Origin of the sequence: Streptomyces sp. NPDC050422, assembly GCF_044458665.1 — a bacterium.
Lineage (GTDB): Bacteria > Actinomycetota > Actinomycetes > Streptomycetales > Streptomycetaceae > Streptomyces.
This window is the reverse complement of sequence record NZ_JBITIE010000013.1, coordinates 70,391-92,067: the sequence shown is the minus strand read 5'-3', so window position 1 is coordinate 92,067 and position 21,677 is coordinate 70,391. Positions and strand designations below refer to the sequence as shown.

The window sequence follows — 21,677 nt, the reverse complement described above, 5'->3', positions numbered from 1 at the left end:
GCCGATGAGCTACTTCTCCCTTGCCCTCACCGAGGAGCAGCAGGACCTGCGCAACTGGGTGCACGGCTTCGCCGCCCAGGTCGTGCGCCCGGCGGCCGCCGAATGGGACGCCCGCGAGGAGACGCCCTGGCCCGTCATCCAGGAAGCGGCCCGGATCGGTCTGTACGGATTCGAGTCCCTGGCCGACATGTACGGCGACCCGTCCGGCCTCTCCCTCCAGATAGCCAACGAGGAGCTGTTCTGGGGCGACGCCGGAATCGGCATGGCGCTCTTCGGCACCTCCCTCGCCGTCGCCGGAATCTTCGCCTCCGGCACACCGGACCAGCTCGCCGAGTGGGTGCCCCAGTGCTACGGCGACGAGGACGACCCGAAGGTGGCGGCGTTCTGCGTATCCGAACCGCAGGCCGGCTCCGACGTCTCCGCGATGGCCACGAAGGCGCGTTACGACGAGGCCAAGGACGAGTGGGTGCTCTCCGGCCAGAAGGCGTGGATCACCAACGGCGGGATCGCCGAGATCCACGTGGTCGTCGCCTCGGTCGACCCGTCGCTCGGCGCCCGCGGCCAGGCCGCTTTCATCGTGCCGCCCGCCACGAAGGGTCTTGAGGCGAGCCGCACCATCAAGAAGCTGGGCCTGCGCGCCTCGCACACCGCGGACGTCTTCCTCGACGACGTACGGGTGCCCGGACACTGTCTGCTCGGCGGCAAGGAGAAGCTGGACGCCCGCCTGGCCCGCGCCCGCGAGGGCGGCAACGCCAAGGGGCAGGCAGCGATGGCGACCTTCGAGGTCAGCCGCCCGACCGTCGCCGCCCAGGCGCTGGGCATCGCGCGCGCGGCGTACGAGTACGCACTGGAGTACGCCGGTCAGCGCGAGGCGTTCGGCCGGCCCATCATCGAGAACCAGTCGATCGCGTTCGCGCTGGCCGACATCCGTACGGAGATCGAGTCCGTACGGCTGCTGATCTGGCAGGCCGCGTGGATGGCCCGCAACGACCGCACCTTCGACGCGGGACAGGGCTCCATGTCCAAGCTGCGCGCGGGCGAACTCGCCGTGTCCGCGACGGAGAAGGCAGTTCAGATCCTCGGGGGCGCCGGGTACAGCCGCGAGCATCCGGTGGAGCGGATGTACCGCGACGCCAAGATCTACACGATCTTCGAGGGGACCAGCGAGATCCAGCGCCTGGTCATCGCGCGGGCGATCTCGGGGCGCCACATCCGCTGACGCGGGGTCACGGGGCGGCGGCCGCACACCGACGCGAGGTCACGGCATGGCGACCGGGGTGAACCGTACCGGCAGCGACGCCGGTCCTCGAGTGAAGACGCCCTGTTCGGACGGGGTGAACCCGTCCGCGAGCCGTACGTCGGGCATCGCGTCGAGCAGCACGTTCACCCCGGTCTGCACCTCGGCCCTGGCCAGCAGCGCGCCGACGCAGAAGTGCCGGCCGAGGGCGAACGCCAGGTGGTCGGCGGCTGCCGAGAACGCCGTGGTGCTGGTCAGGTCGGTGCGGAAGATGTCGAAGCGGTCGGGGTCGCGGTACCGGACCGCGTCCCGGTTGGCCGAGCCGATCAGACAGGTGACGGTCGACCCGGCCGGCACCCGGCCGCCGCCGAGCTCCACGTCGACGGCCGTCTGTCGCATGATCATGTGCACCGGCGGGGTGAGGCGCAGCGTCTCGGCGAAGGCCCGGTCGATGAGGCTGCGGTCCTCCCGTACGGCGGCGAGCTGCTCAGGATGGGTCAGCAGGTTGGCGAAGATCGAGGCGATGGCCTTGTCGGTGGTCTCGCCACCGGCGGCGAGCAGCAGACTGCAGAACGCCTTGATGTCCTCGTCGCTCATCCGGACGCCGTCGACCTCGGCGGCGCAGAGCGCGGAGAGCAGGTCGTCGCCGGGTGCCTTCCGCCGCTCCTGGATGACCGGGATCATGTACTCGGCGAATTCCTGCCGGGTCCGGTCGCCGGCCGCCGCCACTTCCGGGTCGCCCGCAAGGTTGCCGAGGAAGGCGATGACGGTGGTGTACCAGCCGTGGAAGCGGTCGTGGTCGGCCTTGTCGAGGCCGAGCATGTCGGCGATGACGAGGACGGGGAAGCGGGTCGCGAACGCGTCGACGAGGTCGGCCTCGCCGGTGTGCCGGAAGGTGTCGATCAGCTCGCGTGCGTTGCGTTCGATGACGGGGAGGAACTTCTCCTGGAGGTCGGTGCCCCGGAAGGCCGGGGCGACCAGGGCCCGGCGTACGGAGTGCTCGCGTCCGCTGAGCTGGAGGATGGTCTTGCCGTGGACGGGCTCGATCTGCCAGTCGTAGTTGTCGGTGGTGAACTCCCCCGCCTTGTCCTTGAAGACCCGCTCGACGTCCTCGTACCGGGAGACGACGTAACTGTTCGTGGCCTCGTGCAGGATCAGTGGATGGCTCTCGCGCATGATCCGGTAGGCCCCGTAGGGATCGGCGGCGAAGGCGGGCGAGAGAATGTCCGGCACGGGCGGTGCTTGCGAGGCGAGTGACTCTTGTGGGGCAGATGTCATGACGCTCCAGGGTCGTTGACGGGCAACGCCGCCAAGGTAATTGACCCACCGTCCGTCCCGAAACCCCCAGGGGGAACCATGCCCGTCGGCCCGCGCCCGTCCGTTCTCTTCGTCACCGATCTCGCCTACGAGGCCCGCGGACGCCGCTACTGCGACGAGGACATCCGTCTGACGTCACGGCTGCGCGAGGACTTCGACGTCGCTCTCTGTCACCCCCGCGACGCCGCCGCGCTGCTGGAGGGCTTCCACGCCGTCGTCGTACGCAACAGCGGTCCGGTGCTGCACTACCAGGAGGCGTACGACGCGTTCTGCGCGCGGGCACGGGAGCTGGGCACGCGGGTCTACAACCCGCTGACCGGCCGGGGCGACATGGCGGGCAAGCAGTACCTGGTCGATCTGAGCCGGGCCGGGTATCCGGTGATCCCGACGGTGGACCGGGCGGCTGATCTGGGGCTGCTGCCCGAGGCCGATGGCTACGTCATCAAGCCGAAGCTGGGTGCGGACTCGGTCGGGCTGCAGTTCGTCCGTACCCCTGAGCTCCCGCCCGAGGCGGACGGCACGCAGTTGGTCCAGCCGCGGATCGACTTCCAGTACGAGGTGTCCTTCTACTTCGTCGACCACGACTTCCAGTACGCGCTGTACGCGCCGCACCCGGAGCAGCGGTGGGTGCTGGAGCCGTACGAGGCGAGTGCGGCGGATCTGGCGTTCGCACGCTCGTTCATCGACTGGAACACCCTCGACCACGGCATCCAACGGGTCGACGCGTGCCGGACCGCCGAGGGGGAGCTGCTGCTCGTCGAACTGGAGGACCTCAATCCGTATCTCTCGCTGGACCGGGTGGCGCCGCCGGAGCGGGAGGCGTTCGTGGCCCGGATGAAGGCGTCACTCAAGGATCTGCTGGGCTGACACGTCCGGCCGTCCCCCGCATGCGGGTGACAGGGGGCGGTGTGAGGGTGCAAAGGTGACCACTGCCAGCGAGACCGCCCCCGCCGCGCAGGTTGCCGGCGCACCGCCCCTGCTCGATCCGCGCCGCCGGAACATCGTCTTCGCGACGATCGTGCTGGGCATTCTGCTGGCCGCCCTGGACCAGACGATCGTGGGCACCGCGCTGCCCACGATCGTCTCGGATCTCGGGGGCGCCGAGCACATGTCCTGGGTGGTGACCGCGTACCTCCTCGCGGAGACCGTGGCGACGGTCCTGGTCGGCAAGTTCGGCGACCTGTTCGGCCGGAAGATCGTGTTCCAGCTCTCGGCGATCATCTTCATCACCGGCTCGTTCCTCTGCGGTCTCGCGACCAACATGACCCTGCTCATCGTGTGGCGGGGCCTGCAGGGCATCGGCGCGGGCGGTCTGATGGTCACGTCGATGGCGCTGATCGCCGATGTGATCCCGCTGCGCGACCGCGGCAAGTACCAGGGGGCGATCGGCGCGGTCTTCGGCGTCGCGACGGTGATCGGGCCGCTGCTGGGCGGCCTCTTCACCGACCATCTGACCTGGCGCTGGGCGTTCTACGTCAACGTGCCGATCGCGATCGTGGTGGTCATCGCGGCGGCCCGCACCATTCCGTCCGTGAAGGCGGCGGGGCGGCCGGTCATCGACTACCTGGGCATCGCGATGGTCACGGTGGGCGCGAGCTCTCTGATCCTGGCGACGAGCTGGGGCGGCAACGAGTACGCCTGGGGCTCCCCCGTCATCATCGGTCTGTTCGTCCTCGGTCTGGTCGCCCTGGCGGCCTTCTGTTTCGTCGAGTTCCGGGCGAAGGAGCCGATGCTGCCGATGCGGCTGTTCGGGAACCCGGTCTTCACGGTCTGCTCGATCCTCAGCTTCATCGTGGGCTTCGCGATGCTCGGCGCGATGATCTATCTGCCGACCTATCTGCAGTACGTGGACGGGGACTCGGCGACACTCTCGGGTGTCCGGACCCTGCCGCTGGTCATCGGTCTGCTGGCCGCCTCCATCTTCAGTGGCAACGTGGTCAGCAAGACCGGCCGGTACCGGATCTTCCCCATCGTGGGCTCGCTGGTCATGGCGGTCGGACTGTTCCTGCTCTCCCGGATGGGTCCGGGCAGCGGTGCGTGGCGGGAGTCGCTGTACATGCTGGTGCTCGGGATCGGCATCGGGCTGTGCATGCAGGTGCTGACGATCGCGGTGCAGAACACCGTCGACTACGCGGATCTGGGTACGGCGACCTCGGGCGTGACGTTCTTCCGTACGCTCGGCAGTTCCTTCGGCACGGCGGTGTTCGGGACCATCTACGCCAACTCGCTCGGCCCGAACCTCAAGGACGGGGTGACGGAAGCGGTGCGGGCGGGCGGTGATCCGGCGGTGGTGGCGAAGGCCTCGCAGAGCCCGCAGGCGTTGCATGCCCTCCCCGGTGCCCAGTCGGCGCCGCTGGCCCAAGCGTACGCCGACACCCTGCACACCGTGTTCCTGTGGACGGTGCCGGTCGCGTTGCTCGGGTTCGTCGTGGCGCTGTTCCTGAAAGAGGTGAAGCTGCGGGACACCGCGCGGGCCGGCTCGACCGACATGGGTGACGGATTCGCGTCGCCGAGCACCGGGGACTCGGCCCGGCTGCTGGAGTTCTCGGTGGCCAAGGTCCTGCGGCGGGTGGACCCGGACACGGCCCGGCGGATCGTGGCGTCGTCCGACACCCGGCTCGACATGGCGGGGGCCTGGGCGGTGATGCAGGTCGAGCTGTTCACCCGGATGGTCGGGCACGCGGGGCTCCGGCTGATCGCGGCCCGGCACCGGATTCCGCCGGAGGTCCTGGTGCCCGTCTTCGACCGGATGATCGAGGAGGGCTATCTCACCGGGGACGGCCATCTGTTCACGCACACCGAGGCGGGCAGCCGGGAGGCGAGGACCATCAACGACGCGTGGTCCCACTGGCTCACCGAGCAGCTGGGCGACCAGCAGGAGCAGGCGGACGACGCCCGGTTGCGCGCGGCGGTCGACGTGATCGCCAAGCGGCTGCTGGCCGAGGACCTCACGCAGGAGCTCTCCCCGGCGGCCCCGGCGGGGGCGCCGGTCTGAGGTCTGGACCGGCCTGTCATCGCCCCGTCAGTCGGCGAAGACGGCGGATTCGTAGACCCAGGCGCCCTCGTGCCGGACGAAGCGGCTCTTCTCGTGCAGCGAGTCGCGCTGACCGCCGGTCGTGTAGTGCGCCCGGAAGGTGACCGTGCCCGTGGTGTGGAAGGCGCTGCCCTCCGTCGTCTCCAGGATCTCCAGCCCCTGCCAGCGCTGCCCGGGGTCGAGGTCGAGGACGTCCGGCCGGTGGTCCGGGTGCCAGGTCCGCAGCAGGTACGCGACGTCCCGTACGACGAAGGCGGCGTAGCGCGAGCGCATCAGCGCCTCGCACGTCGGCGCCGGGGCCCCGGCGTGGAACCGCCCGCAGCACTCGCCGTAGGTGGCGGGCAGCCCGCACGGGCACGGCAGGGCGGCCGTGACCTGAAAGGTGGGGGCGGCGGAGGGCCGTCGGGGGCGTGAGGTGCGTCGGGACATGGGTCCATTGTGGCCTGCGGCGGCACCGGACCGGGCGGCGGAGGTCGCCAGCCGCACCCTGAGGTCCGAACGGCTCGGCGTGGAGGCGGGGTTGACTTCCCATGGGCGCGCAGGTCAGAGTCCCGGCGATGGAGATCACCGAGCTGACCGCCGCCGAACGCCGCGTCTGGGACGCCTTCCCCCGCGGTGCCACCGTCGACTTCCGTACCGGGGACGAGGCAGCGGACGATCCGGAGGCCGCTGACGGCTGGGGCACCGAACGCACGGTGCGCGGCGAGGTGCTGCGCGCGCTGCTGGTCCTCAGCCCGCAGGAGGACGGCGAGGTGGCCGCGCTGCGGGTGATCGGCGCACGCATCACGGGCGTCCTGAACCTGCGGTTCGCGGCCGTCCCCTGCGCGGTGACGCTGAGCGGCTGCCGTTTCGAGCAGGCCCCCCACCTGTACGGGGCGCAGATGAGGCAGCTCAACCTGAGCGATTCGGTGCTGCCCGGGCTGTCCGCCGCCACCCTCCGGGTCGACGGCGTGCTCCGGATCACCGGCTGCCGGATCCCCGGCCCGGTCCAGCTGGGCGGCTCGAAGATCACCCAGGCGCTGTTCGGTGACCGGGCGAGGATCGGGGTGAACGCGGACGGCTCGACCGCGTTCAACCAGAAGCCCGTACTCCAGCTGAACCACACCGTCATCGAGGACGATCTGTGGCTGCCGGGGCTCGTCGTGCACGGCGAGTTCGGGCTGAACGGCGCCACCGTGTCCGGTCAGGTCCGGCTCGACGACGCCGAGCTGACGCATCCCGGGGGGACCGCTCTGCAGGCGGAGACCCTCACTGCCGGGTCGGACCTGCACGCGATGAGGATCCGCATCCAAGGCACCGCCAATGTGCGCGGAATGCACATCCCGGGGCAACTGAACCTCTCGTACGCCCGGCTCTCCAATCCCGGCGGAACGGCGCTCCGCGCGAGCAGTTGCACCATCGGCGAGTTCTGGCTGCGGGCCGCCGCTCCCGTTCAGGGCTCCGTGAATCTGCGTCGCACCCAGATCGACCTCATCCACGCCGAGCCCGCCGTGTGGCCGCGGGATGTGCGGCTCGACGGGCTGAGCTATACGGCCCTGCTGCCGAGCCTGCCCGCCGCGCAGCGGCTGCCTCTGCTCGAGCGGGAGCGCGACGGGTACACCCCGTACGCCTACGAACAGTTGACGTCGTCGTACCGACGGATCGGGGACGACGGCGCGGCGCGCACCGTACTGCTCGCCAAACAGCGCCGTCATCGCGGCACCCTGCCCCGGTACGCCCGGCTCTGGGGATACCTCCAGGACGCCACCGTCGGATACGGGTACCGTCCGGTCCGGGCTGCCGCCTGGCTGCTGTCGCTGCTGCTGCTCGGCACACTGGCGTACTCGCTGCACGCACCGGTCCCGCTCAAGGCGGACGAGCATCCGCCGTTCAACGCACTCTTCTACACCCTGGACCTTCTCCTGCCGCTCGTCGACTTCGGCCAGGAGAAGGCGTTCGATCCGCAGGGCTGGTACCAGTGGCTGTCGTACGGGCTGATCGTGCTGGGCTGGCTGCTCGCGACGACGATCGCCGCGGGCATCACCCGTTCGGTCAGCAGACAGTAACGCCGCACGGCCCGCCGCTCAGGCCTTACGGGCCACGCCCGCGTACCCGGGGATCGGCTCGTCGCCCGGGACCTCGATGACCTCGCCGAGCTCCGGGTGCCAGTCGGCGGAGAGCGAGACGCCGGGGTCGACGAGTTCGAGGCCGTGGAAGAAGGCGGTGAGTTCGGCGCGGCTGCGCGGGCGCAGGGTCATGCCGCGGGCCCTGTACATGGCGGCGGCCTGGGCCGCGCCCTCCGGGTCGAAGTCGCCGGTGGTCTGCGAGAGGACGAGGTAGCTGCCGGGGGCGAGCTGGTCGACCAGGCGGTCCACCAGTTCCGCGGCGCCGTCCTCGTCGTCCAGGAAGTGCAGCAGCGCCAGCAGGGACAGGGCGATCGGCTGGTCGAAGTCGAGGACCTTGCCGGCCGCTTCCAGGATGGCCTCGGGCCTGCGGGCGTCGGCTTGGATGTACTCGGTGGCGCCTTCCGGGGTGGAGCGCAGCAGGGCCGCCGCGTGGGCGAGGACGATCGGGTCGTTGTCGCAGTAGACGATGCGCGCGTCCGGTGCGGTCCGCTGGGCGATCTGGTGGAGGTTGGGCTCGGTCGGTATGCCGGCGCCGATGTCGAGGAACTGCCGGATGCCGTTCTCCGCGAGCCAGCGGGTGGCGCGGTGCATGAAGGCCCGGTTGACGCGTGCCATGTCGCGGCCGCGTGCGTCCACGGCCAGCAACTGCCGGGCCATCTGCTCGTCGACCGGATAGTTGTCCTTGCCGCCGAGGAACCAGTCGTACATCCGCGCGGGGTGCGGCTTGCTGGTGTCGATCTCGACGGGGGGCTCGTGCCCGGTCATAGCGCGCTCCTTGGATCCGTGTCGGCGAACAGAGAACGAATGCGGTGCGCGGCGACCGGGAACCGTCCGCGCGATGAGGTCAGGTCAGGTCAGGTCAGGAGGAAGTCTGCCTGACCGGCCTTGGCGCCCTGGATGAAAGCGGCGATCTCGCGGTGGGAGTAGATGAGGGCGGGACCGTCGGGGTCCTCGGACTGGCGCATGGCGATTCTTCCGTCGGAGAGCTTCATCGCCTCGACGCAGTTGCCGCCGTTGCCACCGCTCCACGGCTTGTACCAGCCCTCGGAGCCGAGATCGGCGGCCGGCATGCCGTTGTATATGGGTGTCATCACAGCTCCTTGCGGAAGTCCCGGAGGATTTCCTTCGTGCGTTGTGCAGTCGCGGCCTGGGCCGCCATGCGGTCCATGACCTCGAGGTAGGAGGCCACCTCGGGGCGCGCGTCGAAGTACACGGCCCCGGTCAGGTACTCGCTGTAGACCATGTCGGGAAGTTCGGGGACGGCGAACCGGAAGAGGACGAACGGCCCGTACGTGCCCGGGTGATGGCCGGTCGAGAACTCGGCGATCTGGAGGGTGACGTTGGGCAGCTCGGTCGCTTCCAGCAGCCGGTCGGCCTGGGCGCGCATGGCGTCGGGGCTGCCCACCGGGCGGCGCAGCACCGTCTCGTCCATGACCACCCAGAGCCTCGGGGCGTCCGGCCGGGTCAGCAGGGACTGCCGTTCCATCCGCAGCGCCACATGGCGTTCGATGTCCTCCGGCCTGGTCTGGCCGACGGCTCCGGTGCGCATCACCGAGCGTGCGTAGTCCTCGGTCTGCAGCAGTCCGGGCACGAAGTGCGGCTCGTACATGCGCAGGAGGCTCGCGGCGCCCTCCAGGCTGACGTACATGCTGAACCAGTCGGGCAGCACGTCGTGGAACCGCTGCCACCAGCCGGGCTTGTTGGCCTCCTCGGTGAGGTCGACGAAGGCGTCGGTCTCCTCCTCGGCGATCCCGTAGGCCTTCAGGAGCGACTGCACATAGGGGACCTTGAGGGCGACCTCGGCGGTCTCCATCCTGCGGATCGTCGCCGGAGCGACGCGGAGCACCTTGGCTGCCTGGTCCCGGCTCAGGCCGACACGCTCCCGCAGATCCTGCAGGCGCTTGCCGAGAACGACCTGACCCACGGTCGGGGCGGACCGCGGTTCGCTCACTTCAGACCTCCCGATGCGCTGTTTGGCAGCAGTGTGCCATGTGCGCGGCATCAAAGACACAGCCACTCTGAATTTTTCAGAGTGCCTCTTGCCAAGTGTTCACGACAGGGGGAGAGTTGGTCAGCGAACCAGTTCACTCGTCATGCCCGCCCTTTTTCAGGAAGATCGCGAAGCGTGACACAGCCCCCACTGTGAGGATTCGGTCGTGGCACCTGGCAGTGCGCTCATCCCCCGGCTCATGGACCTCAGCCCCGGGACCGAAGCGCTCCGGTACTGCTTCGCGCTGCCCGCGCAACCCGAGTCGGTCGCCGGCGCCCGGCGGCTGACACGCGCCCGGCTGGACGAGTGGCGGCTGGACGACGACGCCTACGACGCGGCGGTCCTCATCGTGTCCGAACTGGTCACCAACGCGGTGGTGCACACCGCCAGCGCGCGCGTCGTGTGCGAGTTGCGCTGCCTCGACACCCGGCTGCGCATAGCCGTACAGGACCAAGGACACCAGCCCGGCGGGCCGCGCCTCGGCGCCGGCGCCGACGACGAGCACGGACGCGGCCTGCTGCTCGTCGACGCGATGTGCAGCGCCTGGGGGTCCCGCGACGCCGGGAACGGCTCGGGCCGCATCGTCTGGGCGGAACTGCCGCACGGCTCGGAGCACTCATGCTGAAGAACGCCATGTCCCATCTGCTCGGAGCCAGGCGCTCCCGCGAACCCGGCTGCGCCCCGGGCGGCGGTGGCATGGTGCAACTGCCACTGCCTGCGGCCCTCTCGGCGAGCCTGGGCTGTGACGCGGTGGGGGTGCCCGCGCGCTACGGCTTCCGGCTGATGTCTCATCTGCCGCGTACGGGCTGCGTCTTCGCGGACGCGGACCGCTGGTGGTGGATCGTGCCGTCCGGCTCCGACCTCGATCTGGACTGGCCCGCGCAGGCCGCGTACGCGCGAGGGGCGTGCGTCCCCGCCGTGCGGCCCCGGCTGATCCACCAGCCCGACAGCCATACGCCGTACACCCCGCCCATTCCCCTGTTCCTGATGGTCTGCCAGGTGACGGGCGTGACACCTTCGTGGGCGCCCGCGGGGGGACCTCGCGTGGTCTCCGCTCCCTGATCCGATCCCGTGTGCGCGGGTGGGGCGGAGGCGGGGCTGCCCTTCGACGAGGAACTGGTGCGCTACGGCGACTTCACCCATGGCCTGGCCCACCAGCACGCCCTTGACCTGCTGCGACTCCCGGACCGGCCGACCGCGGTCTTCGCCGGGAGCGACCATCAGGCGCTGGGCACCTACCGGGCCGCCGCCTCGCTCGGCCTGCGGGTACCGGAGGACCTGAGTGTGGTCGGCTTCGACGACCTGCCGTTCGCGGACTGGGTGACCCCGCGCCTGACGACGGTCCGCACGCCGCTCGCCGAGATGACCGCACTGGCCGCCCGGATGGTGCTGCAGCTGATCGCCGGGGAGCAGCCGGAGACGACCAGGGTCGAGGTCGCCACGGAACTGGTCGTGCGGGAGAGCACGTGCCCGCCGGGCGCGGCGGAAGCCGGCGCGGGAACCGAGGGGTAGCCGGCTCGACAGGCTTGCGTTTTCGCAGATTTTCGAAATAGTCGCCTCATCTACCGGTGATCATGTGGTGATCAGCCGGACTCCTGCCGATCGGAGCACCCCCGTGGCGCATGCCCGTCCCTCTGCGCTTCTCGCCCTCGACCGCGCCACGCACCGGAGCTCTTCCCTCCGGAAGTACTGGCCCGGCTGGCCCGGCTCGTCGACATCGATGCCGGGCGGCCGCTGATCGCCGAGCGGTTCGACGATCCGGCGGACACGGCGGTGCGGGCGGCGCTGGCCCGCGCCGAGGTGCTGGTGACCGGCTGGGGCTGCCCGCCGGTCGACGCGTCCGTGCTGGCCGCCGCACCGAGGCTGCGGGCCGTCGTGCACTCCGCCGGAAGCGTCAAGTCGCTGGTGACGGAAGCCTGCTGGGAGCGGGGCATCACCGTCTCCTCGGGCGCGGACACCAACGGGGTGCCGGTCGCCGAGTTCACCCTGGCGGCCGTCCTGTTCGCCGGCAAGGGGGTGTTCGCCGCCCGGGAACGGATGCGGTCGGAACGCGGTGCGCTCTCCCCCTTCGACCTCGGCACCGGGATCGGCAACTTCAGGCGCCGGGTCGGCGTCATCGGAGCCTCACGCATCGGCCGCCGGGTGATCGAACTGTTGCGCCCGTTCGATCTGGAGGTGTGGCTCAGTGATCCGTACGTCGACGAGGCGGCCGCACATTCCCTCGGGGTACGCCTTTCCGGCCTCGACGAACTCCTCGCCGGATGCAAGGTGGTCAGCCTGCACGCCCCGGCCGTTCCCGAGACCCATCACCTGCTCGGCCGCGGCCGGCTCGCGCTGCTGCCGGACGGGGCGGTGCTCATCAACACCGCGCGGGGGACGCTGATCGACACGGCCGCGCTGACGGAGGAGGTGGCGAGCGGCCGGATCACCGCCGTACTCGATGTCACCGATCCTGAACCGCTGCCGCCGGATGCCCCGCTGCTGAACCTGCCGGGCGCCTTTCTGACCCCGCATCTGGCGGGCTCGCTCGGCAATGAGCTCCAGCGGCTGGGCAGCGCGGCGGTGGACGAGGTGGAACGCCTGGTCACCGGGGTGCCGTTCGCCCGCGCCGTGCACAGGGAAGACCTTGCGCGCAGCGGGTGACCTGATCCTTCACCCGTCCCGGACCCCGGTCACGCCGCATGTCCTAGCTCAGATACGAGAGCCCCGGATGGACCTTCGTGTAGCCGTCGACCAGCCGGCGCGCCACCGAGACCGAGTCCACCAGCGGATGCAGCGCGAAGGCGCGGACGGCGTCGGCGCGTGAGCCGGTCGTTGCCGCGTCGAGCACCGCGCGTTCGACGGCCTTCACGGCGGTGACCAGGCCGACGGCGTGGTACGGGAGCGGGTCGACGGCGACGGGGCGGGCGCCGTTCGCGTCGACGAGGCACGGCGCCTCGATGACGGCGTCCGCGTCGAGCACGGAGAGGGTGGTGCGGTTGCGGACGTTCAGGATCAGGGATGTCTGTTCGTTGCGGGCGACGGCCCGCATGAGGGCGAGCGCGACCTGCTCGTAGCCACCGGAGTCCAGATCGCTCTCGTCCCGCTCCCCCGCCCCCGCGACATCCCGGTTCTCCGACATGTACGTCGCCTCGCGCTCGGCGCGGGTGCGGTCCCACGTGGCCAGGGCCGGCGTGGTCGGGTCCTTCATCCGGCCGTAGAAGCCCTCCTGCTGTTCACGGAGGAAGGCACCGCGGGTCTGCTCTGCGTCCTGGTAGGCGCGGACCGCCTCCCGGTTGAAGTAGTAGTAGTGCAGGTATTCGTTGGGGATCGCGCCCAGGGAGCGCAGCCAGTCGGCGCCGAAGAGCCGGCCCTCCTCGAACGACCCGAGCAGCTCCGGGTCGGCGAGCAGGCGCGGGAGTTCGTCGCGGCCGTCGACGTACAGCCCGCGCACCCAGCCGAGGTGGTTGAGGCCGACGTAGTCGATCCGGGCCCGGTCCGGGTCGGCACCGAGCACGCGGGCGATGCGGCGGCCGAGGCCGACGGGTGAGTCGCAGATCCCGATGACCCGGTCGCCGAGGTCGCGGGACATGGCCTCGGTGACCAGGCCTGCGGGGTTCGTGAAGTTGATGACCCAGGCGCGCGGGGCGAGCCGGGCGATGCGCCGGGCCAGATCGACGGCGACCGGCACGGTGCGCAGCCCGTACGCGATGCCGCCGGCGCCGACCGTCTCCTGGCCGAGGACGCCTTCGTCGAGTGCGACCCGTTCGTCGGCCGCCCGGCCTGCGAGGCCGCCGACCCGGATCGCGGAGAAGACGAAGTCGGCGCCGCGCAGTGCCTCGTCCAGTTCGGTGGTGGCGACGACGGTGGGCGCGTCCGGGATTCCCGCGGCCTGTTCGGTGAGGACCCGGGCCATGGCGGTGAGCCGGTCGACGTCGGTGTCGTAGAGGGTGACGGCCGAGACGCGGCCCTCGGCGTGGTCGGCGAGCAGCGCCCCGTACACGAGTGGAACCCGGAATCCGCCGCCGCCCAGAATTGTCAGCTTCACGCTTCCGCATGGTACGTGGGGTGGCGGAACGGGGCGCGGACGACCGGCCGGTGCCGGAGCGCCCGCGCCCGCCGCCTGCGGTCAGTACCCGTTCCACCAGCGGGTCACGACGCGCCACAGCCTGGCCGGGGCCGCGGGCCTGCGCTGCTGGGGGATCATCCCGGCGGCGGAGCCCCCGTCGGCCCGTCCGTCGACGGATCCGTCGACGGCGACGGTCACTCCCGCCGGTCCTGTGCCGGCCGTCGCGCCGGCCGGTTCCGAGGGGATGGTGGCACGGACCGGGGTCGGCGCCATGTGCCGTACCGCGGACTGCACCTCCCAGTCCTGACGGGTGGGGTTCGGCTTGCCCATCGACGGGGCTTCCCGGTCATCCTGCGGGGAGCGGGGCGCGAACTCGGCGGGGAGTTCCACCAAGTAGCGGCTCATGATGTTGCCGACCCACCGCAGTTCGCTCTCCTCGACGGCGAGTTCGAGGTCGGGCAGGCGCATCAGCAGGGCGTCCACGCCCACGTCCGCGATGGCACGCCCGATGTCCTGACCCGGGCATTCGTGGGGTCCGCCGCTGAACGCGAGGTGGGCGCGGTTGCCCTCCATGTTGGCGTCGAGGTCGGGCCGGACCACCGGGTCGGTGTTGGCCGGGGCGATGCCGACGATCAGGGCGTCGCCCGCCCTGATGCGCTGTCCGCCCAGTTCCGTGTCGCCAACCGCCCAGCGGCCGAAGACCCCGGTGAACGGTGGCTCGTCCCACAGGGTCTGCTCGACCGCCTCGGGGACGGTCATGTGCCCGCCGCTGAGCCGGGCCCGGAAGCGCGGATCGGTGAGCACCATGCGGAGCACGTTGGCGATCAGGTTGGTGGTGGCCTCGTAGGACGCGATCAGGATGAGCCGCAGATGTTCGGCCACCTCCTGGTCGGTCATGTCGGCCGGGTGCTCGACGAGCCAGGTGGCGAAGTCGTCCGCGGGTTCGCGGCGGCGGCGCTCGACCAGGCGGTTCAGTGCCGCCAGCACGTAGGCGTTGCTCTGGACGGCCGTCGCGGTGCCCCGGATCATGTCGCGGGCGGCCTGCACCATCCGGTCGTTGTACTCCTCCGGCATGCCGAGGATCGCGCACATCACCATCATCGGCAGCCGTTCGGCGAAGGAGCTGACCAGGTCGGTGCGGCCCTCCCGGCAGAAGTCGTTGACGAGCCGGTTGCTGTAGCGGTTGACGTGGCGGCGCACGCCGCGGGTGTCGATCCGGCCCACGGAGTCGGTGACGGCGCCACGCTGGCGCTCATGGGTGGCACCGTCGGCGAAGACGCAGATCGGCTGCCAGGTGAAGATGGGCGCCAGGGGGTGGTCCGGCGCGACGCTGCCGTCCTGCAGGGCCCGCCAGCGGCGCGAGTCCCGGGAGAACTGCGAGGGCGTCCGGGTCATGTGCAGGTTCTCGCTGTGCCCGAGGACCAGCCAGGCGGGTACGTCTCCGTGCAGCAGCACGGGCGCCACCGAGCCGTGTTCGGCGCGCAGTTTGTCGTACAGGCCGCGGGGGTCCTGTTCCGCCTCGGGGCCGTAGAGGCGACGCACGCCGCCGGGGCCGATACCGAGGCCGTGGGCCGGGCACCCGGGGGGCGGAACCGGCCCCGTGGCCTCGCCGGGTTCGTCATGGAATGGGGATGTCACGATCGCTCCAGTGATCAGGCTGCCAAGGGCCGGACGGATGAGGTGCGCGGTGGGGGCGCGCGCGGATCGGGTACGGGCGACGTCAGCCGAGTGGGACGGCCAGGCTGTGCAGATAGCGCATGAGGGTCATCAGCACATCGCGGCTGGAGGCGCGCAGCCGGGCGTCGCAGTCGATCATCGGGACCTCGTCCGGCAGGTCCAGGGCGCTGCGCAGCGCCTCGACGGGGTGTTTCGGCGCGTCGGGGAAGGTGTTGACGGCGACGACGAAGGGCACGCCGCGCTCCTCCAGCCGCCCGATGACGTCGAAGCTGACTTCGAGCCGGCGCGTGTCGATGAGCACGACGGCGCCGAGTGCGCCCTCGAACAGTCCGTTCCACAGGAACCAGAAGCGCTCCTGGCCCGGGGTGCCGAACAGGTAGAGGATCAGCTCCTCGCTGATGCTGATCCGCCCGAAGTCCATGGCGACGGTGGTGGCGGTCTTGCTCTCCACCCCGAAGTTGTCGTCCACGCCGACGCCGGCCTGGGTCATGGTCTCTTCGGTGGTCAGCGGCCGGATCTCGCTGACCGAGCCGACCATGGTCGTCTTGCCGACCCCGAACCCTCCGACGATCACGACCTTCACCGCGGCGGTGGCCGTGGTGGGGAGGACGTCCTCGCTCCGGGGGCCCGTGATCGTGTCAGAGTTTCTGAAGTCCATGCATCACCGCTTCGAGGAGGGACCTGTCCGGGAGGGTCGCGCGGACGATCGGGGCGCGCGATTCGATCAGTTCCGTGGCGAGGAGTTCGGTGAGGAGCGACGTCACCACGCTGAAGGGCAGGCTGAGGTAGGCGGAGATCTCGGCGACGGATAACGGTGCCTGGCAGAGCCGCAGGATCACGGCCTGCTCGGGCTGGACCGTAGGTGTGGGCTGCGACTTCGCAACCACCATCGTGACCAGGTCGAGCGCTGCCCGCTCGCTGCCGTCGGGATCGCCGGTGATGACGTAGAGCCGTTCCGGATCGCTCAGTGCCGGATCGGCCTTGCGGCGTTCTCGTCGGGAAGAACTCATCCGGCCTGCCCGTCGTGTCGGGGCGGGCTCGTGAGGTGGGCGCCGATCCGTACGACCATGTCGCGCATCCGCGATCCGACGAGTCCCGCGTCGACCGTCTCACCGGCGAGTACCGCGAGGTACGCGCCGGCGCCGGCAGCCATCAGGTAGAAGAAGCCGCCGGTCACCTCGATGACGACGAGCCGCATTCTGCCGTCGCTGTACGGGATTTCCGAGGCGACCGCGGCGGCCAGGCTCTGCAGCCCGGCGCAGGCCGCCGCGAGCCGGTCGGCGACATCGGGGTCGCCGCCGTGCCGGGCGATGCGCAGGCCGTCCGCGGAGAGCACGACGATCTGGTGGATGTCGGGGACGTCGTCGGCGAGCTCTTTGAGCATCCAGTCCATGTTGCCCCGCTGCTGGATCACTTCAGGTCTCCCTTGTCCCACGCGTCGTCAGAGTCTTCGTCAGCCCTGGGCTCCTGGGGCACGCCGTTGGCGGCCTTGGTGAACGCCTCCAGCCAGATTCCGGGAGGCGGCTCCTTGCCGTTGGACGAGCCGTTTCCGTGGCCGTTGCTCCGTCCGCCGGCGGGGTCGGTGGACTGGGCGGGGAGGTTGTGCGAGCCCAGCGGCGCGCGGCCGCGGCTGCGGCGCTGCGGGAGTCCGCCCGAGGTCCATTCGGTCACCACCGGGACCTCGTCCTCCATGGCGACGGCCGGGGTGACGGGGCGGGTCTCGGGTGCGACGGGTCCGGTGGCCGGGCGGGTGGCGACGGGCCGCGGCTTGCGGTGGGCGCTGCGGGCCGGGACGACGTGCTTCATGTCGGCGAGGTCGATGTCGCTGGTGGGCCGCGACGTGGCGCCGATGCCGTGGGCGATACCGGGAGCGGGGCCGGTGGTGATCATGGCGCGGGGCACGATGAGCACAGCACGGACACCGCCGTACGCGGACTGCCGCAGCGAGACCTGGAGGTCGTACATCCGCGACAGCCGGCCGACGACCGCCATGCCGAGGCGCGGGGACTCGCCGAGGTCGTTCATGCTGGAGCCGGCCTGGGCCCTGGCGAGCATGTTCTCGGCCCGGGCGCGGGCCTCCTCGCTGAGACTGACGCCGCCGTCCTCGATCTCGATGGCGATACCGGTCTGGACCTCGACGGCGGTGACGTGCACGCGGGTCTGCGGCGGCGAGTACCGGGTGGCGTTGTCGAGGAGTTCGGCGCAGGCGTGGATGAGCGGTTCGACCGCGGTGCCGATGATGGCGACCTTGGCGATCGAGTGCAGATCGACGCGCGGGTACTCCAGGATGCGCGACATGGCGCCGCGCAGCACGCTGAACAGCGGTACGGGCTTGGGCCACTGACGGCTGGGGCGGGCGCCGCCGAGCACGGCGATGGAGTCGGCGAGCCGGCCGATCAGCGCGGTGCCGTGGTCGATGCGGAGGAGGTCGTCGAAGACGTCGGGGTTGCGCCCGTGGTGCTCCTCCATCTCCCGCAGTTCACTGGCCTGCCGGTGGACGATCGCCTGGACACGGCGGGCGACGTTGACGAAGGCGCGCTGCGCGGAGTCACGCGTCGCCTCCTCGTTGTCGATGATGTCCAGCACGGTGTAGACGAGCGAGCGCTGGGCGTCGGGGAGGTGGCGGTAGACCTCGTCGCCGTCGACGACGTCGCGCAGCACCTCGTCCGGCGAATTGCCCACGCGCAGCCGGTGGATCGCGGCGGGAAGAAGCTCCTTGCTGATCCGTACGGTCTCTTCGTCGTGGTTGGCGAGACGCCGCTCCAGCGAGGTGACGCGCTGCTCGTAGTGGGCGCGCTGCCGACGGTTCGTACGGGAGCGGCGGGCGAGTTCGGCGGTGAGCACGGCGACCACGACGGTGGCGAAGACGCCGCACCAGACGACTGGTATCCGCGCGGCCTCGGCAACCAGCGCCACGGCGGCCGCAGTTGCGCCGGCCATCACGACGACGGGCAGCAACACGGCGCGGACGACGGGTGTTTCTCGGTCGATCGGTGGTGATTCAACACGAACCATCTAAAACCTCTGGCGGTTGATTCGGGAGGTAATCAGGAGGTACGGCGCTTGCAGGGCAGTAGGGAACAAGCGCTCGAATTCATATCAACTCGACTTCACTGCGCGTGAGCTTAGTCAGATCGAAACAGTGCTTCGGCACATTCGCCCAACCCCCTGCGCGAGCGCTCCTGCGGTAATACACTCACGAGTTTTTGCACACACCGCCAACAGGCGTGTGCGGGGAGTGACGGGGCGAGGGGGATCCGGAGGAATCACCCACGGGCCCGGGGGCGGGGGACGGGGGTTGGCCACTGCTTGCTGAAGAGTGCGCACAAGGTCGCTTTAGCTCGATGGGGTGATGGTCGGGCTGTGTGCTTGCGATGCCTTGGGCCGGTCGGCGTAACGTGATCGTGCGACCTGGGACAGCGGGTGCGGTGTCAGCGTGGGTGCCCCTGCTCCACCAGCGAGACGGTTCGGGGCCTCCCCGTCGCCCCTGGCCGTACCCACTTGGCCCGGCCGTGGGGGAACCGGCCTCCCGGGACCGGACCACGGACAGGATCCGTGTGGCCACCCCGGGGTTGAGTACGCCGGGGACCAGTGCGCCCAAGACCCTTCGGGGCGTGCGGCCGCGCAGACCTACTCCTGCACAGCCCTCAGAAGCGGTACCCGGCCGTCCCGAACTGGTGCTGCCGGGCCACCCGGTACGGGTGATGCCGGAGCGGAGCCGCATCCGCCCCGCGCACTCCACGGCGGGCGGGAAGCCGCTGCTCTCCAGGATGACCACGGAACAGATCTGCGCCCTCTAGCCGCTATCTGCTGTCCGCTGTCCGCAGGAGCGGCTGGACGCGGTCCCGCCCGACACGCCGGCCTCCCGGCCGGACCTCCTCGCCGAGCCGGCCGGGATCCGCGAGCGCGGATACGCGCTCAGCCGCGGCGAGTCCGGCGCCGGGCATGAACGCGGTCGCCGTACCGCCGGCCGGTTCCACCTGGCGCGACCGGCCGGCCCTGGCCGCGTGCGCACCGGCCGGCCGCGGCGACGGCGCCGCGCTTGAGCGTCGCGTCGGTGAAGTGCTCCGAGGTCAGCGGCGGGCGCCGCCGAGGCGGCCCTCCAGCTGGACCAGCAGCTCGCTGAGCTGGGCGCTGAGCCGGTCGCGGGACTCCGCGTCGAGGCCGGAGAGCACCGCGCGTTCGTACGCGAGCTGCTGCGGCAGCAGTCCGTCGACCAGCTCCCGCCCCTCGTCGGTGAGACCGACGTGCGCGACCCGGCGGTCCCGGGCGTCGCTGCGGCGGTCGATCAGACCGCGCTCCTGGAGGACCCGGAGCCGTTTGGTGACCGCGGCGCCGGAGGAGAACGTCTCCCTGGCCAGTTCGCCCGGGGTGAGTTCCCGGTCGGTACGTCGCACGGCGCCCAGCAGGTCGAACTCGGCGCGGGTCAGTCCGGCGCCCCGCAGCGGCGCGTCCTCGGCCTGCTGGAGCAGGGCGGAGCAGCGGTTGATGCGGCCGATGAGTTCCATCGGACCGGTGTCGAGTTCCGGGTTCACGGCCTGCCACTGCCGTACCACCGAGGCGACGATGTCGTCGGTCACACCGCTCCGTTCTCCTGGGCCGGGGCGATCATCCCCTGCCGTGTCGCTGTCGCCGCGAGCGTACGGTGTCCGGCCTGCTCGGCCGCGAGCACCGCCTCCTGCGGCAGGGCGCGCTGCCACCATTCGCCGGCCGCGGTGTCATCCGCCTCGCGCAGTTCGACCAGGGATCCGGTGAGCCTGCGGCGGGCGGCGTCCAGGGCGCCGGGCGTGGGCGCGGTTGCCGCCAGGGTCTGCACGGCGTGGGCGCGGGCCTGCTCGGCGTCGGCGAGGGCCTTCTCCACGCGGCCGGTGGCGCGGCGGTTGGTGACGAGCACCGCGGCGAGGAACCCGACACCTGCGCCGATGACGGTGTCCAGGACCCGGTCACCGATGAGCTCACCGGCGGGGTGGCTGCCGGCGTACTCCAGGACGAGCAGCGCCATCGGGGTGACGGCCACGGAGCCGAGCCAGTAGTTACGGGTGATCAGGGCCTCGGCGGCGAATCCGAAGAGGAGGCAGAAGCCGATCAGGGCCAGCGGGTCCATCCGGGCGGCCGGGAGCACGGCGGCGAAGACCAGGACGCCGAGCAGGTTGCCGAGGGTGCGCTGCAGGGTGCGGTTCCAGGAGAGCGTGACGTTGGCCTGGTAGAGCGAGGCGGCGGTCACGATCGCCCAGTAGGGGCGGCCGACGCCGGCGGCCGAGCAGATGTACCCGGCCAGGGCGCAGCCGATGAGTGTGCGGGCGGCGACGGGCAGCAGCGGGGACCCGGGGGCGAGGCGCCGGAGCAGGGCACGCAGGGCGCCGCTGCCGGCGTTGCGTTCGGCGTCGACGCCGAAGAGTTCGGCGGCGGTTCCGGGGGCGGGTTCCGGTGTGGGGACGGGCCCGCGCGACCGGGTCTGCCCGGCCCACTCGCGGAGCCGGGCGGCGTCGGCTGCGTGGTCTCCCGGACCTGCGCCGAGTGCGGTTTCGGCGTGGACGACGAGGCGTTCGAGTGCGCTGCGTACGGGGGTGGGGCGTCCGGTGGCGAGGAGGGTCTGCCAGGCGGCGTGCACGGCGGCGACCGCGGTGCGGCGGGTGCGGTGGCCGGGGTCGGCGGTGTAGGCCGCCGCGGCGTTCAGGGCGCGGGCCGTGGCACGGCGCTCGGGTCCTTCCCTGCGGACCAGCGCGGGGGCGACGGTGATGAGCCAGGACACCGCGCCCGCGCCGAGGGTCAGGGCGAGGTGACCCGGCACCTGGCCGATCTCCTGCGGGGCGAACAGGGCGGCGGAGCTGACGAAGGTGAAGATCACCGGTCCGGGGGGTCCGATGCGGGTGGCGTCGCAGAGCAGCTTCTGCCCGGCTGCCAGGAGTGCGCCGACGGCGATCAGGACCGAGGTCGAGCCGGTCAGCGAGGCCGCGACCAGGGCGACGGCCAGTCCCGCGAGCATCCCGAGGACGACGCCGACGACCGTCCTGGCGCGGCGCGCGTACGGCAGGTTGTGGCCGTACAGCGCGCAGAGCGAGCCGGCCATCGTGTACATCACGAGGTCGAGACGGTCCAGGGAGTAGAGCACCAGGTTGGGGATCGCCGTGGCCACGACCACGCTGGTCGCCGGCTTGAACCACATGTCCGAGGGCCGGGCCAGGCGCAGCGGGGCCGCCAGCGGGATTCTGCGGACGGAGGACTGCCGGGACCTGGTGCTTGTATTACTCACCCAAACACCTTAGCAG

General features: G+C 71.0%; 20 protein-coding genes and 1 pseudogene. 8 read left to right on the top strand and 13 right to left on the bottom strand.

Features of this window, described 5'->3' with window-relative positions:
- The first annotated feature begins 4 nt into the window (after window positions 1–4).
- A complete protein-coding gene (locus tag ACIBJG_RS21710) occupies window positions 5–1,219 on the top strand; it encodes an acyl-CoA dehydrogenase family protein (protein ID WP_399309511.1) in 1,215 nt (404 codons plus the stop codon).
- A 39-nt stretch (window positions 1,220–1,258) separates the two neighbouring features.
- On the opposite strand, the gene ACIBJG_RS21705 is transcribed toward ACIBJG_RS21710, so the two are convergent.
- Window positions 1,259–2,515: a cytochrome P450 gene (locus tag ACIBJG_RS21705; protein ID WP_399309509.1), complete on the bottom strand. Its 1,257-nt coding sequence runs from the start codon at window positions 2,513–2,515 to the stop codon at window positions 1,259–1,261.
- Between the two features lie 78 nt (window positions 2,516–2,593).
- Here ACIBJG_RS21705 and ACIBJG_RS21700 point away from each other — a divergent pair, with 78 nt between their 5' ends.
- Complete coding sequence (locus ACIBJG_RS21700; RefSeq protein WP_399309507.1) at window positions 2,594–3,421, top strand: hypothetical protein; 828 nt, start codon at window positions 2,594–2,596, stop codon at window positions 3,419–3,421.
- A gap of 55 nt (window positions 3,422–3,476) precedes the next feature.
- Window positions 3,477–5,549 carry an MDR family MFS transporter gene (locus ACIBJG_RS21695; RefSeq protein WP_399309505.1) on the top strand — a complete coding sequence of 691 codons (2,073 nt, stop codon included), beginning with the start codon at window positions 3,477–3,479 and terminating at the stop codon, window positions 5,547–5,549.
- A gap of 27 nt (window positions 5,550–5,576) precedes the next feature.
- On the opposite strand, the gene ACIBJG_RS21690 is transcribed toward ACIBJG_RS21695, so the two are convergent.
- Complete coding sequence (locus ACIBJG_RS21690) at window positions 5,577–6,017, bottom strand: YchJ family protein (RefSeq protein ID WP_399309503.1); 441 nt, start codon at window positions 6,015–6,017, stop codon at window positions 5,577–5,579.
- A 128-nt stretch (window positions 6,018–6,145) separates the two neighbouring features.
- On the opposite strand from ACIBJG_RS21690, the gene ACIBJG_RS21685 reads away from it, so the two are divergent.
- Window positions 6,146–7,633 (top strand): membrane-associated oxidoreductase, encoded by a 1,488-nt coding sequence (locus tag ACIBJG_RS21685; RefSeq protein ID WP_399309501.1) that lies wholly within the window; start codon window positions 6,146–6,148, stop codon window positions 7,631–7,633.
- Between the two features lie 18 nt (window positions 7,634–7,651).
- Here the strand turns inward: ACIBJG_RS21685 and ACIBJG_RS21680 are convergent, their stop codons facing one another.
- The 3 genes from ACIBJG_RS21680 to ACIBJG_RS21670 form a co-directional block, all read right to left on the bottom strand.
- Window positions 7,652–8,458: an SAM-dependent methyltransferase gene (locus ACIBJG_RS21680; protein ID WP_399309499.1), complete on the bottom strand. Its 807-nt coding sequence runs from the start codon at window positions 8,456–8,458 to the stop codon at window positions 7,652–7,654.
- Between the two features lie 89 nt (window positions 8,459–8,547).
- The gene (locus ACIBJG_RS21675) at window positions 8,548–8,784 is read right to left on the bottom strand and encodes a DUF397 domain-containing protein (protein WP_399309497.1); all 237 of its coding nucleotides are present in this window, start codon (window positions 8,782–8,784) and stop codon (window positions 8,548–8,550) included.
- Entirely contained in the window at window positions 8,784–9,644 is an 861-nt protein-coding gene (locus ACIBJG_RS21670; protein ID WP_399309495.1) for a helix-turn-helix domain-containing protein, read from the bottom strand. The genes ACIBJG_RS21675 and ACIBJG_RS21670 overlap by 1 nt, the downstream gene beginning before the upstream one ends.
- A gap of 205 nt (window positions 9,645–9,849) precedes the next feature.
- Between ACIBJG_RS21670 and ACIBJG_RS21665 the strand changes: the two genes are divergently transcribed.
- The 4 genes and pseudogenes from ACIBJG_RS21665 (at window position 9,850) to ACIBJG_RS21650 (ending at window position 12,326) form a co-directional block, all read left to right on the top strand.
- Entirely contained in the window at window positions 9,850–10,308 is a 459-nt protein-coding gene (locus tag ACIBJG_RS21665; protein ID WP_399309493.1) for an ATP-binding protein, read from the top strand.
- Window positions 10,302–10,745 carry a hypothetical protein gene (locus ACIBJG_RS21660; protein ID WP_399309491.1) on the top strand — a complete coding sequence of 148 codons (444 nt, stop codon included), beginning with the start codon at window positions 10,302–10,304 and terminating at the stop codon, window positions 10,743–10,745. Before ACIBJG_RS21665 ends, ACIBJG_RS21660 begins: the two co-directional genes overlap by 7 nt.
- Before the next feature lie 30 nt (window positions 10,746–10,775).
- Window positions 10,776–11,195 (top strand): annotated as a pseudogene (locus ACIBJG_RS21655) (substrate-binding domain-containing protein); the annotation flags it as partial.
- Between the two features lie 261 nt (window positions 11,196–11,456).
- Entirely contained in the window at window positions 11,457–12,326 is an 870-nt protein-coding gene (locus ACIBJG_RS21650; protein WP_399309489.1) for a hydroxyacid dehydrogenase, read from the top strand.
- 43 nt (window positions 12,327–12,369) lie between these two features.
- Here the strand turns inward: ACIBJG_RS21650 and ACIBJG_RS21645 are convergent, their stop codons facing one another.
- The 8 genes from ACIBJG_RS21645 to ACIBJG_RS21610 form a co-directional block, all read right to left on the bottom strand.
- A complete protein-coding gene (locus ACIBJG_RS21645; RefSeq protein WP_399309487.1) occupies window positions 12,370–13,710 on the bottom strand; it encodes a 6-phospho-beta-glucosidase in 1,341 nt (446 codons plus the stop codon).
- An 81-nt stretch (window positions 13,711–13,791) separates the two neighbouring features.
- Window positions 13,792–15,369 (bottom strand): cytochrome P450, encoded by a 1,578-nt coding sequence (locus tag ACIBJG_RS21640; protein ID WP_399309485.1) that lies wholly within the window; start codon window positions 15,367–15,369, stop codon window positions 13,792–13,794.
- A gap of 82 nt (window positions 15,370–15,451) precedes the next feature.
- Window positions 15,452–16,066: an ATP/GTP-binding protein gene (locus ACIBJG_RS21635; protein ID WP_136324767.1), complete on the bottom strand. Its 615-nt coding sequence runs from the start codon at window positions 16,064–16,066 to the stop codon at window positions 15,452–15,454.
- Window positions 16,047–16,418 carry a DUF742 domain-containing protein gene (locus tag ACIBJG_RS21630; protein WP_399309483.1) on the bottom strand — a complete coding sequence of 124 codons (372 nt, stop codon included), beginning with the start codon at window positions 16,416–16,418 and terminating at the stop codon, window positions 16,047–16,049. Before ACIBJG_RS21630 ends, ACIBJG_RS21635 begins: the two co-directional genes overlap by 20 nt.
- A complete protein-coding gene (locus ACIBJG_RS21625; protein WP_024494673.1) occupies window positions 16,415–16,822 on the bottom strand; it encodes a roadblock/LC7 domain-containing protein in 408 nt (135 codons plus the stop codon). Before ACIBJG_RS21625 ends, ACIBJG_RS21630 begins: the two co-directional genes overlap by 4 nt.
- Window positions 16,819–18,423 (bottom strand): ATP-binding protein, encoded by a 1,605-nt coding sequence (locus ACIBJG_RS21620; RefSeq protein ID WP_399309481.1) that lies wholly within the window; start codon window positions 18,421–18,423, stop codon window positions 16,819–16,821. Before ACIBJG_RS21620 ends, ACIBJG_RS21625 begins: the two co-directional genes overlap by 4 nt.
- Before the next feature lie 1,058 nt (window positions 18,424–19,481).
- Window positions 19,482–19,988 (bottom strand): MarR family winged helix-turn-helix transcriptional regulator, encoded by a 507-nt coding sequence (locus ACIBJG_RS21615; protein ID WP_399309480.1) that lies wholly within the window; start codon window positions 19,986–19,988, stop codon window positions 19,482–19,484.
- Window positions 19,985–21,661 (bottom strand): FUSC family protein, encoded by a 1,677-nt coding sequence (locus tag ACIBJG_RS21610; RefSeq protein ID WP_399309479.1) that lies wholly within the window; start codon window positions 21,659–21,661, stop codon window positions 19,985–19,987. Before ACIBJG_RS21610 ends, ACIBJG_RS21615 begins: the two co-directional genes overlap by 4 nt.
- Between the last annotated feature and the right edge of the window lie 16 nt (window positions 21,662–21,677).

Coding starts and splice junctions, on each gene's coding strand:
- ACIBJG_RS21710 (WP_399309511.1), top strand. CDS start 5: ATGAGCTACTTCTCCCTTGCCCTCACCGAGGAGCAGCAGGACCTGCGC.
- ACIBJG_RS21705 (WP_399309509.1), bottom strand. CDS start 2,515: ATGACATCTGCCCCACAAGAGTCACTCGCCTCGCAAGCACCGCCCGTG.
- ACIBJG_RS21700 (WP_399309507.1), top strand. CDS start 2,594: ATGCCCGTCGGCCCGCGCCCGTCCGTTCTCTTCGTCACCGATCTCGCC.
- ACIBJG_RS21690 (WP_399309503.1), bottom strand. CDS start 6,017: ATGTCCCGACGCACCTCACGCCCCCGACGGCCCTCCGCCGCCCCCACC.
- ACIBJG_RS21685 (WP_399309501.1), top strand. CDS start 6,146: ATGGAGATCACCGAGCTGACCGCCGCCGAACGCCGCGTCTGGGACGCC.
- ACIBJG_RS21680 (WP_399309499.1), bottom strand. CDS start 8,458: ATGACCGGGCACGAGCCCCCCGTCGAGATCGACACCAGCAAGCCGCAC.
- ACIBJG_RS21675 (WP_399309497.1), bottom strand. CDS start 8,784: ATGACACCCATATACAACGGCATGCCGGCCGCCGATCTCGGCTCCGAG.
- ACIBJG_RS21660 (WP_399309491.1), top strand. CDS start 10,302: ATGCTGAAGAACGCCATGTCCCATCTGCTCGGAGCCAGGCGCTCCCGC.
- ACIBJG_RS21635 (WP_136324767.1), bottom strand. CDS start 16,066: ATGGACTTCAGAAACTCTGACACGATCACGGGCCCCCGGAGCGAGGAC.
- ACIBJG_RS21630 (WP_399309483.1), bottom strand. CDS start 16,418: ATGAGTTCTTCCCGACGAGAACGCCGCAAGGCCGATCCGGCACTGAGC.
- ACIBJG_RS21620 (WP_399309481.1), bottom strand. CDS start 18,423: ATGGTTCGTGTTGAATCACCACCGATCGACCGAGAAACACCCGTCGTC.